Source organism: Vibrio sp. R78045 (genome assembly GCF_042466085.1).
Classification (GTDB): domain Bacteria; phylum Pseudomonadota; class Gammaproteobacteria; order Enterobacterales; family Vibrionaceae; genus Vibrio; species Vibrio cyclitrophicus.
The window spans coordinates 1,198,059-1,214,307 of record NZ_JAXHBS010000018.1; the positions used below are offsets into that span (position 1 = coordinate 1,198,059).

Below are 16,249 nucleotides of genomic sequence, written 5' to 3' on the forward strand. Positions count from 1 at the left end.
TGCATAGCGACAAGGTTACTATGTTTCATGCTGGTGCAGTGACGATAAGATTGAACCAAGATGACACACGCATATTCGCTAAATACAAAAAAGGCCCAATATTTTCATACTAGACCTACAAAAAACACCTCAGATTATCGTCTTGCCATTGAGAGGTAAGACTATTCGGCTTGTTGAAACTCGAATTTCACTCTCGACTTAGATTTAAGCTCGTTACAATCACCATTGCAGAAATAGCTCGCAGCCCCACAAGCTTGAAGCTTCTCTAATTGGCTGCTGCACTCAGGACAAAAGCCCACTTTTGTAAAGTGATCTTGGCAGCTTTCACAGTGGTATTTACCATCCCAGCTAAGTTCTGACTGGCATTTAGGGCAGATATTTTCACTCATAGGAAATCCTAACTTTTTACTTTCAGTACTAATAAGTAATCTACTCTTTCTTCGCCTTGGCTTGCTTGATTTGATACATGCTTTTGTCAGCTGACGCAATCAACTGATCGAGCCCTTTAGGCGACTTTTCACAAGCAATCCCAACACTGACTGAAAACTGAACGCCATTAATATAGAGAGCTTTATCCAACGCTTTTTCTAAGCTGTGATAAAAGTCTGACACTTTTTGTTCGGTATCAAAGCAAGAAAACACTACAAACTCGTCACCGCCGTAACGACCTACCTTGGCACATGCCGTAGTCGCTTCATCGAGAACTTTTGCAACGGCTAACAGAACATCATCGCCAAAGCTATGGCCATACGTATCGTTGATTGACTTGAATTTATCAACATCAACAAACAGGCAGGCCATCACTTTGTCCGCAAAACATCGTTTAACTAAAACCTTCTTAGCTTCACTTAACAGTGCTCGGCGGTTCAAGCAATGCGTCAGCGAATCATGACTGGCAAAAAAGTTGAGTTGATTCTCTAGCTCGTATTTCTCTAGCGCTACTGAATACAAAGAAGCAAGCAGCTCCAAGATCTCGAGTTCAAATTCATGAGGTTCTGAAATGCATCGGCTGTAAATAGCAAATGTACCTAGCACGTGGCCATGCGAAGAGATGATGGGCACCGACCAACAAGCGTGTAAGTTGGCTTGATTGGTCAAGGTTAAGAAAGGCGCCCAATTTGAGTGAGTATTAATATCAGAGACCATAACAGCTTTCTTAAGCGCAGCAGCCTCTCCACAAGAACCAATACCAACGCCAATTCCAATACCTTCTATCTGCTGATTATAAAAATCGGGCAAGTTAGGCGCGCATTCGATGTGTAAAGTGTTCGACTTTGAGTTAAGCAGTAATATTGAGGCCATACGTTGCCCAAAAAGCTGCTCTGTAAGCTGAATGATCTTATGGTTTAAATCCTTACGATCCATTCCAAGTGCAAGCTTTCGAAGCAAACGATTCACTGCTCGGTGGCCTTCTAATAAAAATTGTTGTTCCATTCACTAAAGCTTTCAATTGTGTAGTCGGGTGCAGCCTGTTCTTATGCAAGCTTGCTGTTGGTTAATAATAACACACTAAATAACCACAACACACAATCGAAGATCATAGGTTGATCTTTTGCTTTATCTATTTTGATCAGCGATCTACCCCAAAAAGAATATTTATATCACCACACACCGAAAGCATAAGTTACATGTGCTGCATTTCAATTTTAAATGGTTATTTATTTTGATAATTACATATAAAAACAGGTTAAACAGAATAAGTAATTTCGATCTGTAACCGAAATCATCGAATTACATGCGTTAGCATTTCAATATGTTGCTCATCTAGCTGAGTTAACTTAACCGATAACGCCCCAAGCTCTGAAGTATTATCTATGTGAGTACCACCACACGGAATCGACACTAAAGTATCGCTATCCAATTGCCATTCCCAATAGCGAGAGTCTGTTAATACCTCGCCTTCCAATCTCATTGCCACTGGCGTCGAATCTGCGAGCCAACCTTTAATCATCTGATTGATGTCAGCTTCGATACCATCAAGATTGGTTAGCATATCTGCTACGTTCAAACCACGCTTCTTCAGGGTTTTGCCCAAACGATACTTATCAGTACACAACTCAGGAGTCACAAAGCTAGTCACTTGTGCGTAGCTATTAAAGTCGTAACTGCCGAGCGGATCTTTTCTGTCGGCATCTTTCCGCCAGTAGCTCTCAGCCAATACTTTATTCAACGCTAAGAAAGCAATGTGGCCAGCACTGTGACCTCGGCTCAAACTGGCTTGGTACTCTTTATCAACCGACAACAGCACTTCATCGTTAACATTAATCATAGAAACTAATACAGGTAGCTGGTGGACAACCACAAACGCCCAGCCTTCCGTATCACGCTTAACAGGAATATCGGCTGCGATGTGAAGTTTTCCAGTAGATTGTTCTATTGCACCAACAAGGCAGTCTTCCACAGGATATTGCTCGTCACCAACATTGACGAAGCCTTGGTCTGCTGGGTGATCGGGCCAAATATGACTCACAGGATGAAAAGGCGTCACATCAGTGATCAGGTAAGTTTTACTGCTGTCGCTTTCTACATACAACGCTTTCGCCGTAAGTTGCCACGCTTGATGACAAAATTGAGTAATGGTTGGTGGGATTGCTTCAGCTTGTGTAATCAAATCGCTAGTGGTCATATTGTTCTTCTTTTGAAATCGAGTCTGATTCGTTAAGCCACAGCGAAACAAAAATGTGTCGTTGTGGATTAACGTGAATTTTGCTTAAAAAAATACCCGAGACAGGCTCGGGTATCAAATCTATTGGAAAGGTTTACTTACGACCTTTAACCATGCTCATCATGCGCTTACGTTTACGTTCTTGAGAGATTGTCAGCTTGTTTGTTTTCGCTTCAAATGGGTTCTCGCTGTTCTGGAATTGAATGCGAATAGGTGTACCCATAATCTCTAGTGAACGACGATAGTAGTTCATCAAGAATCGCTTGTATGAATCTGGCAAGTTGCGAACTTGGTTACCGTGGATAACGATAATAGGTGGGTTGTAGCCACCAGCGTGCGCGTATTTCAGTTTCACACGACGCCCACGAACCATAGGCGGTTGGTGATCATCGGTTGCCATTTTCATGATACGAGTTAGCACAGAAGTACCAACACGAGTCGTTGCTGACTTGTAAGCCTCTTGAACAGACTCAAACAAGTGACCAACGCCTGTACCATGAAGTGCAGAAATAAAGTGAATACGTGCGAAATCAACGAAACCTAAACGACGGTCTAATTCTTTCTTAACGCGATCTTTAACGTCGTTATCTAGGCCATCCCATTTGTTTACTGCAATAACAATTGAACGACCCGCGTTCAATGCAAAGCCTAACAAGCTTAGATCTTGATCGGAGATGTTTTCGCGAGCATCGATAAGCAGCAATACAACGTTTGCATCTTCAATCGCTTTCAGTGTTTTAACCACTGAGAACTTCTCAACCGTTTCGTTGATATTTTTACGACGACGAACACCCGCAGTATCAATTAGAACGTATTCACGCTCATCACGCTGCATTGGAATGTAGATAGAGTCGCGGGTTGTGCCCGGCATATCGTAAACAACAACACGTTCTTCACCAAGAATACGGTTAGTTAATGTTGATTTACCTACGTTAGGACGGCCAATGATCGCTAGCTTGATCGGTTGATCTTGAAGGCGCTTGAATTCTTCTTCCGCTTCTTCTTCAGTGAAATCAACTTGCTCTTCTTCTTCGTCTTCAAACTCAGTCAAATCGCTTACTTCGCCATTCTCAGCTTTAAGCGCTTCCGCAAATGGGTTAAGAGCAAGATCAATCAACGCTGTTACACCACGACCGTGCGCAGCAGCGATCTGATACATGTCTTCTACACCTAGTTGCCAGAAGTCAGCACTTGCCGCATCAGGGTCAATACCATCAACCTTGTTTACTACTAGCATTGAAGGCTTTTCTAGTTGACGAAGGTGCTTAGCAATCGCTACGTCTGAAGGTGTTAGACCAGCACGGCCATCTACCATAAATAGAACGACATCAGCTTCATCAATCGCCGCTAGCGACTGTTCAGCCATTTTAGTTTCAACACCTTCTTCGGTACCGTCGATACCACCAGTGTCAATAACAATAAAGTCATGCTCGCTAAAATGAGCATGACCGTATTTACGGTCACGCGTTAAGCCAGGAAAATCCGCAACCAATGCATCACGAGTTCGAGTCAATCGGTTAAATAACGTAGATTTACCTACGTTCGGACGCCCTACTAGAGCAACAACAGGTACCATAACAACCTCTACAATTTCTTCTCTAAATGTAGTTATAGGTAAGCACTTGTTCGCAAGTTTAAACTCTTACCTATAACCACACGGTTTATTAATTTTTAACAACAAAACGGCTCCTGGCTGTTACCAACCAGGAGCCGACTGTGAATTGTATCACGCTTTTATTGGCTAATCGTTAGTTTCTTTACATCGCCATTGCGAGTCGTCACTAAGTAGCCTTCAGGCAATTCAATTGGTGCAACCGCAAAGCCGCTATCATCGACTAACTGTTGAGCAACAAACTCACCAGATGAACGATCTAACCAGTGCAGATAACCTTCGGTGTCACCCACGACAACATATCCATTAATAATAGCAGGTGCTGTCAGTAAGCGGTTTTCTAACAATGGAGTGCTCCAAAGTTCAGTACCACTACGAGCATCAACTGCAACCACATGGTCTTTATCGGTAACCACAAACAAACGACTGCCATCACTCGCGAGATCAATCGCTGACGAATAGTTACGTTTCCAAATTGGCTTGCCAGCTCGAAGATCGATAGCAATCAATTGACCATTGATACCAACGGTATACAAAGTACCACCAAGAACAACTGGAGATGCATCAACATCCACTAAGCGATCAATTTCCGTTGCGCCTTTTGGCGTACCTACTGGCTGTTGCCAAATAAGCTGGCCACGGTCAACAATAGCGGCAGCTAGACGACCATTTGCCGTACCCCAGAAAACACCACCAGAAACAGCAACAGGCGTACTGTCACCACGGAGTGTTAGGCTTGGAACTTCAGTGCTGATTGTCCACTTTTGCTCACCGGTCTCTTGGTCTAGAGCAATCATCATGCCGCGACTAGTATGAACCAGTACCATATTGTTTTCAGTCGCTGGGGATGCAAGCACCTCGCCATTCACTGAAACACGCCATAGCTCTTCACCCGTCGATTCGTCCAACGCGATCATTTCGCCATTCTCAGAACCAACAAATACTTTGCCGTAAGCCGCAGTTAAGCCACCCGATAAACGAGCCAGTACGTCTTTCTCTAGATCGACTTTCCAGAGCTCTTTACCCGTTTCAGGATCAAGCGCTTTAACCAAACCTTCGCGGCTTGCAACAAATACTTTGTCGTACGCCAGTTCTGGCGATAGTTTTGAAAAGTAGTGACCAACACCATCACCAACTGACGTAGACCATTCCTGTTTAGGAGTGAACTCGCTATTTACTGTTGGTACTGGAGCCATAATGACTGTGTCTTCTTCACCCGCACAGCCTGCTAACAGGCCAAGAGCAATCGCACACAACGCCGCTTTGGGAAACATCTTCTTCATTCAAAGCGCCTTATTTAGCTAGGTCGTCAAGTTTGATTTGAAGCGTTTGGCTAGCATCAACAGCTTGCTGTGCTTCTGTGTAAGCACTGTATGCTGCGTCTGTATCGCCTTTACGAAGTGAAATGTCACCACGTAGTTCAGCAACACGGCCTTTCCAGGATTCGTCAGTCATCGCTTCAAGATCAGTCAATGCTGCGTCAAATTCACCTTGCTCAGCTTTGATACGTGCAACACGGTAAGTAAGAAGTGGCGCTAGAGCCGCATCCTTAGTTGCCGATTTTGCCCACTCAAGCTGTTCAAGTGCCGCTGCAAGTTCGCCCGCTTGTACTTGTGCTTTTGCTAGTTGCATAGCAGCAAGAACGGAATACTCAGCGTCTTTATTTGCGTCGATGAAAGCTTGAATGTCAGATTGAGCATCAACGCCCTTAGCATCAAGAGCTGAAATGACAGAGGTGTAGCTTTCTGAAGCAGCTTCACGCGCTTCAAGGACTGAATCTTGGTAATAGCGCCAACCAAATAGACCACCTAAACCAATAACCGCACCAAAGATTACGGCTTTACCGTTCTCTTTCCACCAATCTTTAATGGCTTCAACCTGTTGCTCTTCGCTATCGTAAAGTTCCACTTCCTGTCCTCTTTAATTCTTTAAACGCCAGCATAGTGCTGACGTTAATATTCATTATGAGCGTTTGCTCAATGGCTAATTAGATTAGCGCAGCAACTTTCTCTGCAACTTCCGCTTGAGACACGGTTTCTTGCTCGCCGCCAACCAAATCTTTTAGTACAACGGTATTATCAGCAACTTCGTTCTCACCAAGCACTAGCGCCACAACGGCACCTACTTTGTCAGCACGTTTGAATTGCTTCTTGAAGTTACCACCACCAAAGTGGTTCATCACACGCACGCCTTCTACAGTGTCGCGTAATTGATTCGCTAGTTGCATGCCTGCGATCATAGTGCCTTCGCCAGCCGCAACCATGTAAACATCAACGCTACGGCGAACTTCTGTTAGTTCTAGCGTTTCCATCATCAGAACCAGACGCTCTAGACCCATTGCGAAGCCAACTGCATTGGTTGCTTTTCCGCCCAGTTGCTCAACAAGACCATCGTAACGGCCGCCGCCACATACTGTACCTTGAGCACCAAGGCTGTCTGTGATCCACTCAAATACGGTACGGTTGTAGTAATCTAGGCCGCGTACTAGACGCTCATTAACTTGGTATTCGATACCAACAGCGTCAAGAAGTTCACACAAACCAGCAAAATGTTGCTTCGATTCTTCACCTAGATATTCAGATAGTCGAGGTGCGTCACCTAAGATAGCTTGAACATCAGGGTTCTTAGTATCAAGTACACGTAGAGGGTTAGTGTGCATACGACGTTTACAATCATCATCTAGCACATCAATGTGTTGCTCAAGGAAAGCCACTAACGCAGTGCGGTAGCTTACGCGATCTTCTTGAGAACCGATTGAGTTTAGCTCTAGGCGAACGTGCTTATCGATACCTAGCTCACGCCATAGACGAGCTGTCATCATGATAAGTTCTGCGTCAACGTCTGGACCGTCTAAGCCAAACACTTCAACACCACATTGGTGGAATTGACGGTAACGACCTTTTTGAGGACGCTCGTGGCGGAACATCGGGCCCATGTACCATAGGCGCTGTTCATCACGGTTGATAAGGCTATTTTGAATACATGAACGTACACAACCAGCTGTGCCTTCTGGACGCAGCGTTAGGCTATCGCCATTGCGGTCGTCAAAGGTGTACATCTCTTTAGAAACAACGTCTGTCTCTTCACCAACGGCACGGCTAAATAGGTTTGTTTCTTCAACGATAGGCATACGTACTTCGTTGTAACCGTATGCACTCACCACGTTTTTAACTGCGCTTTCTACTTTCTGCCACAGTGGTGATTGAGTTGGAAGGCAGTCGTTCATGCCTCGAATTGCTTGGATATTTTTAGCCACAGTATTTATTCCGTAATTTCTCACGACCAGGTGTTAGTGCGAATAGACAGTCACACCCCATCGCGTTGTATTAATCTTCTAAGTTTTCTACATCAATGCGATTTGCTTTATCAAGCACTGACGCCTTTGCACGAATCTTAGCTTCAAGTTTGTCGACAAGATCATCGTTGTCGAAGCGCTCTTTCTGACGCTTACCGTCTTCGTAGAAGGCACTTTTACGTGCACTACCGGCTAAACCTAAGTGAGACACTTCAGCTTCACCAGGGCCGTTAACCACACAACCGATGATTGATACGTCCATTGGGGTAATAACGTCTTCTAAGCGCTCTTCAAGGGCGTTAACGGTGTTAATAACATCGAACTCTTGACGAGAACAGCTCGGGCACGCAATGAAGTTGATGCCACGCGAGCGAATGCGCAAAGATTTAAGAATATCAAAGCCAACTTTGATCTCTTCAACAGGATCAGCCGCTAGCGAGATACGCAGCGTGTCACCGATACCTTCAGAAAGAAGCATACCTAGACCCACAGCTGACTTCACAGAGCCAGCACGAGCACCGCCCGCTTCGGTGATACCAAGGTGAAGTGGTTGGTCAATCTGCTTAGCCAGCAAACGGTAAGAGCCGACGGCGAGGAAGACATCAGAAGCCTTAACGCTGACTTTAAATTGATCAAAGTTCAAACGGTCTAGGATATCGACGTGACGCATTGCGGATTCAACAAGCGCTTCGGCTGTCGGTTCTGTGTATTTCTCTTGGATCTCTTTTTCAAGAGAGCCGCCGTTAACACCAATACGAATCGGAATATTCATATCGCGAGCACAATCAACAACGGAGCGGATACGACTTTCATTACCGATGTTACCAGGGTTGATACGCAAACAGTCAACGCCATATTCAGCCACTTTAAGGGCGATACGGTAGTCGAAATGAATATCAGCAACCAAAGGAACAGATACTTGCTGCTTGATTAACTTAAACGCTTCAGCGGCATCCATAGTAGGAACAGATACGCGAACGATATCAGCACCCACTTTTTCCAAAGCTCGAATTTGAGCAACGGTCGCGGCTACATCAGTTGTTCTTGTGTTGGTCATGGATTGCACAGCAATTGGTGCACCATCACCGATCGGCACATCACCCACATAAATACGGGTTGATTTGCGACGAATAATAGGAGATTCGTGTTGCATATTAACTCTAAGGTAAGGTTATTCTAGCTACTTTGCCTGAAGTATACCCAGAAAGGTCGACAGGTTCACTTGCAAATGTCATCGATACGCCTTCAGGCGCACCCAGAATCACTTTATATGGTGCAGCTCCAGAAAGATTTAAGGTCTGGCCTGCTTTTTTGATGCCAGTAGACAACGTTTTACCCGAAGCATCTTTCACTTGGATCCAGCAATCAGCAGAAAACTGCATCACTAGCTCGTTAACCACAGATTCTGGAGCTACCGTTTCTAATTCTGCCGTAACAGAAGCGACGTCTGCAGCTTGTTGTGCTTCTTCCATCTGTTCAACTGGTTCAATAGTTTCTGAAGTTTCAGCTGTATTTGTAGAAGTCAGATCATCAGAGTTTTCAGTAACAAAAGATGTCTCTGTGTTTTGTTCAGCTTCAATCACTTCTAATGACGTTAATTCAGGGTCTAGCGACTCATCGACCATTAGCTCTTCTGAGCTTTCGGTATTAACCAGAGATTGAGACAAGGTGTCTTGCTGTTGGTTCTGCCACCACCACAATGAAGACATGCCTACAATCACCGCGAAAATACTCCAAGTTAGGAACATAATACGGCTATTGTGCTTTTCGGTTTTGGTCTTACGAGAAAAGCTCAGCATTTCTTGTTCTTGATGTTGAGCGTCACCAGAATGATGAAGCGCATTTAAAACCACTTTCTCATCAAGATTAACGTACTTCGCATATGAGCGAATGTAGCCACGCATAAACGTTGCCACTTGGTCAGATTCGAACTGGTTTTCTTCGATTTGTTGAATCAAAGTAACGCGAAGCTTCAAGCGATCAGAGATCTGCTTTTGTGTTAAACCAAGAGATTCACGTTTATTTTTAAGCAGTGTTCCTGCTTCTAAAGTCGGTGCAACTATTTCAGGTGTTTTTGTGTCGTGTTCTGTGTTCATAGAGAGTGAACTTCTAAAGTATTATCGCAGGTTGATGAGAGCATGTTTTTATTGTCGTTTAAGCTCAATCTAGCAACCCACTTTATGTGGAATTTTTCCTGTTACTTAAATCATCAACCCTTAAAGACAAACATCGGTCATACCGTTATGAACGACGCTCTCAGGAAGCTAGTTTATCAAGTAGCCAACCTAAATAGACATATTGATGATCAGTAACAAGCGAGCACTTAAAATTAATTTAAGATTAGTTAATCATAAGCTAATGCCATTACAAGGCAAAAACACTTTAAACAAAATTTACCGTCAGCTCATGGTTTTGTCCAAAATTTGACGAAAAATGTAAGAAAGCATGGGAAAAAAATCTAAAAATTGGAAATTAACTCTCCCAAAAAGCAACAAGCCAGAAGTTAGACTTCTGGCTTGTTTAAATTCCAATCGCGTTTAAACCGCTTTTACTTCAATCACACCACCTGCAATGAGGTTAGCTTCTGAGGCGGCTTTCAGCATTTTGGTACGCTTGGTTCTGTCAATAACATCCCCCACCAATTGGCCACATGCGGCATCAATGTCATCACCACGAGTTTTACGAACCGTTACTGTGTAGTTGTATTCCATCAGCGTTTTTTGGAAGCGATCAATACGAGAATTACTTGGCTTCTTATAAGGTGACCCTGGGTAAGGGTTAAATGGAATCAAGTTAATCTTACATGGCGTATCTTTCATTAGCTCAGCAAGTTCACGAGCATGGTCCATATCGTCATTCACATGATCCAATAGAACGTACTCAACGGTTACTTTACCGCGGTTAGCATTTGAAGAAGCAATGTAACGACGAACAGACGCTAGGAAGTCTTGGATATCCCAACGGTCGTTGATCGGCATGATTTGGCTACGTAGTGCATCGTTTGGTGCATGTAGAGAAATCGCAAGTGCTACGTCGATGTTATCAGTCATTTGGTCAAGGCCAGATACAACACCAGAAGTTGATACCGTTACACGACGCTTAGACAGTGCGAAGCCAAGATCATCAAGCATGATTTCTAATGATGGAATTAGATTCTTCATGTTCAATAGAGGTTCACCCATACCCATCATTACAACGTTAGTAATTGGGCGACGACCTGTTTCTTTCTCTAGACCGATCTCACGAGATGCACGCCAAATTTGACCAACAATCTCTGAAACTTTTAGGTTACGATTAAAGCCTTGTTGAGCTGTTGAACAGAATTTACACTCAAGTGCACAACCAACTTGTGAAGATACACATAGCGTCGCACGGTCACCATCTGGGATGTATACGGTTTCAACGTCTTGGTCGCCAACGCTCATAGCCCATTTAATTGTGCCATCTGTAGAGTGCTGAGCTTCAGAAACAACAGGTGCAACAATCTCACAACGACGTTGAAGTTTCTCACGTAACTTTTTGTTAATGTTGTTCATTTGTTCGAAGTCATCGACACCGAAGTGATAAATCCACTTCATCACTTGCTCTGCTCTAAACGCTTTCTCATTCAGTTCTTCTGTGAAAAATTTACGAAGACCTTTACGATCAAAATCGAGTAGATTGACTTTAGCTGTGGTCATGATGCCTCTCAGTGACGGAACAATAATTAAGGGCGCGAATTGTACAGGCTTTACGCAACTTCAACAAGCACTGTAAAACCCTGTGTTTACTAAGACATTCAAACTTAAATGATTAAAATTTGAACAATTTAATTTATCGGCCTGAGATTAACCAATTTGAAGAAAAGATTACCGATTAAGCTCCTTCGTCGCTCTCGGGAATGACGTGACTAACCCTGACATCTTTACACTTACCTCATCGAGATCAAGAAGCACCAGTACCCGTCATTCCAGAACCGAGGAACGAGGTATCTGGAATCTCTCTTTTAACTGCACCTCTTTTCCCACAATCAACCAGATACAAAAAAGGCCTCACCGAAGTGAAGCCTTTAGAATGATTTGCTGTTGTCTGCTTATTCAGCTGGGCGCGGGCAAATTTCAGATTCTGGGAAGAAGAATTCGATTTCACGAGCTGCTGACTCAGGGCTGTCACTGCCATGTACTGAGTTGTAACGCATGCTGATAGCGTAGTCAGCACGGATAGTGCCGCATGCTGCTTCTTCTGGGTTTGTTTTGCCCATCAATTCGCGGTAACGAGCAATCGCGTTTTCGCCTTCAAGTACTTGAACCATGATAGGACCAGAAGTCATAAACTCTTTAAGAGCCGGGAAGAATTCTTTGCCTTCGTGTTCTGCGTAGAAGCCACTTGCTTGTTCTTCAGTAAGACGAACCATTTTAGCAGCAATAATTTCTAGGCCTGCCTTTTCGATGCGGTGGTAGATTTCACCAACAAGGTTACGCTTAACTGCATCTGGCTTAACAATTGAGAACGTTCTTTCTAGAGCCATAGGGATTCCTTCACTTCATTTTTTTGTTATTAAATACTGAAATTACTGAGATCATTCGATCTTAGTTTCTGAATGAGCGGCATCGAAATACCGCACATTCTTATTATTATTTTGCTTGATCGATAAGAAGGCGAGCGAGCGTACGAACACCCATACCCGTTGCACCAGCCGACCATTTATCACTTGCAGATTTACGGTAAGTACCTGAGCAATCCAGGTGAATCCAACCTTTTTTGTAGTCGTCTACAAAGTAAGAAAGGAATGCAGCAGCGGTACTTGCACCCGGCGTGTAATCTCCTGAACTGATGTTTGAAAGATCAGCAAAGTTTGAAGGCAGCATACCACGGTGGAAATCAGCAAGAGGCAGTGGCCATAGGCCTTCTTTCTCTTGGTTCGCAGCCGTTAGCGCTTGGTGAGACAGTTCATCATCGAAGCTTAATAGTGCATGGTAGTCGTTACCTAGTGCATTTTTCGCTGCGCCAGTTAGCGTTGCGCAATCAATGATCAATTCTGGATTTTGTGCACTTGCGTACATCAAACCATCAGCAAGAACCAAGCGACCTTCAGCGTCAGTATTCATGATCTCAACCGTCTTACCATTTTTGTAGGTAATGATGTCGCCAAGCTTCAATGCACGACCAGAGATCATGTTCTCTGCACAACATAGAATAAGCTTAATACGCTTGTTCAAGCCACGTTCAATTGCAAGACCAAGGCCACCAGTGATGGTTGCAGCGCCGCCCATATCAGCCTTCATTGCTGTCATGAATTGACCTGGCTTGATGCTGTAACCGCCTGAGTCGAAAGTGATACCTTTACCGACTAGACAAGCAAATACAGGTGCATTTTCGTCGCCTGTTGGGTTGAAATCCAATTGAAGCATTGCTGATGTACGCTCAGAGCCACGCCCTACTGCGTAGATGCCTTCCCAACCTTCAGTTAGTAGATCTTTATCTTTAACGATTTTCGCTTTCACTGTGCCTGCTGGCGCCACTGACTTGATGTATTCAGCAGCCATTGTCGCTAATTGACGAGGTGCCACTTCTTCAGCGGTTTTGTTGATAATGTCACGAGTCCAATCAGTAGCACGAATGCGAGCTTCTAGCTCTACTTGATCAGCTTCTGAAAGTGCATCCCATTCCAATGCATTCTTTTTCTTTGGTCCACGGTAGCCTTGGTAGAAAGCCCAAACGCTTTCTAGATCCCAACCTTCACCACGAAGTGAAACGAATGCGATACCTTGTCCGTCAAGCGTACGACCAGCACGTTGAACTGCGCCTAAATCGTGACCTTCACCAATGTGAATTGTCGCTCCTGCTTCAGAAAACGATAAAATAGCTCTAGCTCCCCACTGAGGCTGGGCAGCTTCTTGACTTAAAAATACTGACATCTGTGTAGACATGATTTCTCCTTGTCATGAACCACCGTTATTAAGTGGTTCTGATTATTTTTTATTAGCGCACTGATGTTAGCATTATGTAGGAGTAAAATGTCATTTTGATAAAAAAACGGACCATAAGGTCCGCTGTTTTTAGTAAGAATTGTTAACTTGGCTGCGTTTTATATTGGACTGATGCCAACCCACAACCTAATCATTAGACAAGAGGATTAATCCATCTCATCCATCCAGCACAAAATAATAGCCTCTAAGATTTTCTCATTAGAGTTGTTCGGCGCGTCGTCGAACTCTTCAAGGTCTAACACCCACTGATGCAAATCGGTAAAACGAACCGTTTTAGGGTCAGTATCTGGGTACAAATCACATAGTTCAATTGCGATATCTCGCGAATCAATCCACTTCAAGCTCATAACACTTCCTTATTTTTATCAGCGACGCTCTGTCACCTTTATGATCTATATTCTAGGCCTGTTTCTTAACATGGCTGTTCTAGTAATGGTTGTCTAAATAATAATTACACAGTTATAACCATAGAAACCGTTACTAAAAACAAGTTCTTAGTGATCTTCAGAAGCTAGGTTCAGCGTGTACTTTGGAATCTCTACAACAAGATCCGTATCAGCAACTTTAGCTTGGCAACCTAGGCGGGATTCCATCTCTAAGCCCCATGCTTTATCTAGCATGTCGTCTTCTAGGTCATCGCTCTCTTCTAAAGAATCAAAGCCTTCACGAATCACAACGTGACATGTAGTACATGCACACGACTTCTCACATGCGTGTTCAATACCAATACCGGCCTTCAATGCAACATCAAGAACCGTCTCACCAGTTTTTGCTTCTAAAACAGCGCCTTCTGGACATAGATCTTCGTGAGGTAAAACAATAATCTTTGGCATGTTTATCTATTCTCTAACTATTAAATATTATCGACTGACTGACCTGACAGTGCAGCACGAATTGATTTATCCATACGACGAGAAGCAAAGTCTTGGCTCGCTTTGTCGATATTTTTAATTTCTAGTTCAATGGCATCGGCATTGTCGCCATTGCGCACTTCAATCAGTGCTTCAATGGCTTGAACAAGTTGTTGCTTGCCTTGCTCATCCAGCAACTCATCACCATCGGCTTGCATCGCAGCAATTAAGCCTTCAATAACGCGATCCGCTTCTACGCGTTGCTCAGCAAGAGCACGCGCTTGCATGTCTTCTTTTGCAAACGTCATCGAATCTTTCAGCATGCTGGCCACTTCGTTATCGCTTAGACCGTAAGAAGGCTTAACTTGGATTTCAGCTTGAACGCCAGTGCTCTTCTCCGTTGCGGTAACCGACAGTAGACCATCAGCATCCACTTGGTAAGTAACGCGAATATGAGCAGCACCTGCTGTCATCGGCGGGATGCCTTTCAAAGCAAATCGAGCCAGTGAACGACAGTCATCAACCATCTCACGCTCGCCTTGCACGGTGTGTACTGTCATTGCAGTTTGACCGTCTTTGAACGTGGTAAACTCTTGTGCACGAGCAACTGGGATCGTGGTATTACGAGGGATGATCTTTTCGACTAAGCCACCCATGGTTTCGATACCCAGTGACAGAGGGATAACATCCAATAGCAGCATCTCAGAGTCAGGCTTGTTGCCAACTAAGATATCCGCTTGAATCGATGCGCCAATCGCAACCACTTCATCAGGGTTAATACTGGTTAATGGAGTACGACCAAAGAAGCCACCGACCATTTCACGAACAAGTAAGGTACGAGTTGAACCACCTACCATCACGACTTCTAGTACTTCATCCGCGTCAACTTCCGCATCTTTCAGTGCTCGGCGGCACGAAAGCAGCGTTTTCTTAACTAGTGGCTTGATGATCTCTTCGAACTCTTCACGAGTTAATGAGCCAGACCAACCTAGTGCTTCAACATTAACGCTTTCAGCTTCAGATAAGCCAATCTTCGCTTCTGTTGCTGCGTCTAGAAGAATACGGTTCTGTTCTGCTGTCAGCTCTAACAAGCCCATTTGCTCTTGGAAATGATCCGCAATTAAATGGTCAAAGTCATCGCCGCCTAATGCAGAGTCGCCACCGGTTGCTAAAACTTCGAAGACACCTTTAGACAGGCGTAGGATAGAGATATCAAACGTACCACCGCCTAAGTCATAAACAGCGATTACCCCTTCTTTACCTGAATCCAAGCCATAAGCAATCGCAGCTGCAGTGGGTTCATTAAGAAGACGTAACACATGAAGACCAGCAAGTTGCGCTGCGTCTTTGGTACCTGCACGTTGTGCATCATCAAAGTACGCAGGGACGGTAATCACGGCACCAGCCAATTCACCACCTAACGTCGACTCAGCACGTTGACCGAGTGCACGAAGAATATCTGCAGATACTTGAATTGGGTTCTTATTTCCTTGCGCTGTGTTAATCACAGGCAGGCCATTATCACTTTCTTCAAACTGATATGGCAGAGATGGGTATCGCTGTTGAATATCTGACAGTGAACGACCGATTAATCGCTTAACTGAGATAATGGTATTTTTAGGATCAGTTTGTGCATTTACACGCGCTTCATCACCAGTGGTGTACGACTCTGACTGATAGTGAACAACGGAAGGGAGAATACTGCGACCTTGTTGATCAACAAGCGTGCTCGCCTCACCACTGCGCACTGACGCAACCAATGAGTTTGTTGTACCTAAATCAATACCCACTGCAAGCTTGTGCTGGTGAGGAGCGGCGCTTTGCCCTGGTTCTGCAATCTGAAGTAGTGCCATGGAT

General features: G+C 44.2%; 15 protein-coding genes. All 15 read right to left on the bottom strand.

All coding sequences use genetic code 11. The features are described 5' to 3' along the window. Nucleotides 1–161 precede the first annotated feature (161 nt). Nucleotides 162–389, bottom strand: a complete 228-nt coding sequence (locus tag SJY39_RS27175; RefSeq protein WP_010440564.1) for a zinc ribbon domain-containing protein — start codon at nt 387–389, stop codon at nt 162–164. A gap of 40 nt (nt 390–429) precedes the next feature. Continuing rightward, complete coding sequence (locus tag SJY39_RS27180) at nt 430–1,434, bottom strand: sensor domain-containing diguanylate cyclase (RefSeq protein ID WP_010440561.1); 1,005 nt, start codon at nt 1,432–1,434, stop codon at nt 430–432. Between the two features lie 289 nt (nt 1,435–1,723). After that, nucleotides 1,724–2,626 carry a metal-dependent hydrolase gene (locus SJY39_RS27185; RefSeq protein WP_016796695.1) on the bottom strand — a complete coding sequence of 301 codons (903 nt, stop codon included), beginning with the start codon at nt 2,624–2,626 and terminating at the stop codon, nt 1,724–1,726. 133 nt (nt 2,627–2,759) lie between these two features. Further along, nucleotides 2,760–4,241 (bottom strand): ribosome biogenesis GTPase Der, encoded by a 1,482-nt coding sequence (der, locus tag SJY39_RS27190; protein ID WP_010440555.1) that lies wholly within the window; start codon nt 4,239–4,241, stop codon nt 2,760–2,762. A 158-nt stretch (nt 4,242–4,399) separates the two neighbouring features. Continuing rightward, nucleotides 4,400–5,560: an outer membrane protein assembly factor BamB gene (bamB, locus tag SJY39_RS27195; protein ID WP_010440552.1), complete on the bottom strand. Its 1,161-nt coding sequence runs from the start codon at nt 5,558–5,560 to the stop codon at nt 4,400–4,402. A gap of 10 nt (nt 5,561–5,570) precedes the next feature. Further along, nucleotides 5,571–6,185: a YfgM family protein gene (locus tag SJY39_RS27200; protein WP_010440549.1), complete on the bottom strand. Its 615-nt coding sequence runs from the start codon at nt 6,183–6,185 to the stop codon at nt 5,571–5,573. Between the two features lie 79 nt (nt 6,186–6,264). After that, on the bottom strand, nt 6,265–7,533 hold the full coding sequence (gene hisS, locus SJY39_RS27205; RefSeq protein ID WP_016784836.1) for a histidine--tRNA ligase: 1,269 nt from the start codon (nt 7,531–7,533) through the stop codon (nt 6,265–6,267). A gap of 70 nt (nt 7,534–7,603) precedes the next feature. Beyond that, the gene (gene ispG, locus SJY39_RS27210) at nt 7,604–8,725 is read right to left on the bottom strand and encodes a flavodoxin-dependent (E)-4-hydroxy-3-methylbut-2-enyl-diphosphate synthase (RefSeq protein ID WP_009848294.1); all 1,122 of its coding nucleotides are present in this window, start codon (nt 8,723–8,725) and stop codon (nt 7,604–7,606) included. Nucleotides 8,726–8,732: 7 nt separating this feature from the next. After that, nucleotides 8,733–9,668, bottom strand: a complete 936-nt coding sequence (rodZ, locus tag SJY39_RS27215) for a cytoskeleton protein RodZ (RefSeq protein ID WP_010440538.1) — start codon at nt 9,666–9,668, stop codon at nt 8,733–8,735. A 441-nt stretch (nt 9,669–10,109) separates the two neighbouring features. After that, nucleotides 10,110–11,252 carry a bifunctional tRNA (adenosine(37)-C2)-methyltransferase TrmG/ribosomal RNA large subunit methyltransferase RlmN gene (locus SJY39_RS27220; protein ID WP_010440536.1) on the bottom strand — a complete coding sequence of 381 codons (1,143 nt, stop codon included), beginning with the start codon at nt 11,250–11,252 and terminating at the stop codon, nt 10,110–10,112. A 392-nt stretch (nt 11,253–11,644) separates the two neighbouring features. Next, the gene (ndk, locus tag SJY39_RS27225; protein WP_010440533.1) at nt 11,645–12,079 is read right to left on the bottom strand and encodes a nucleoside-diphosphate kinase; all 435 of its coding nucleotides are present in this window, start codon (nt 12,077–12,079) and stop codon (nt 11,645–11,647) included. Between the two features lie 106 nt (nt 12,080–12,185). Next, nucleotides 12,186–13,481 carry an aminopeptidase PepB gene (gene pepB / locus SJY39_RS27230; protein ID WP_016767136.1) on the bottom strand — a complete coding sequence of 432 codons (1,296 nt, stop codon included), beginning with the start codon at nt 13,479–13,481 and terminating at the stop codon, nt 12,186–12,188. A gap of 206 nt (nt 13,482–13,687) precedes the next feature. Then, on the bottom strand, nt 13,688–13,888 hold the full coding sequence (gene iscX, locus SJY39_RS27235) for a Fe-S cluster assembly protein IscX (RefSeq protein ID WP_010440526.1): 201 nt from the start codon (nt 13,886–13,888) through the stop codon (nt 13,688–13,690). A 147-nt stretch (nt 13,889–14,035) separates the two neighbouring features. Next, complete coding sequence (gene fdx / locus SJY39_RS27240) at nt 14,036–14,374, bottom strand: ISC system 2Fe-2S type ferredoxin (RefSeq protein WP_010440525.1); 339 nt, start codon at nt 14,372–14,374, stop codon at nt 14,036–14,038. A gap of 20 nt (nt 14,375–14,394) precedes the next feature. Beyond that, a complete protein-coding gene (hscA, locus tag SJY39_RS27245) occupies nt 14,395–16,245 on the bottom strand; it encodes a Fe-S protein assembly chaperone HscA (RefSeq protein ID WP_016796696.1) in 1,851 nt (616 codons plus the stop codon). Nucleotides 16,246–16,249 lie beyond the last annotated feature (4 nt).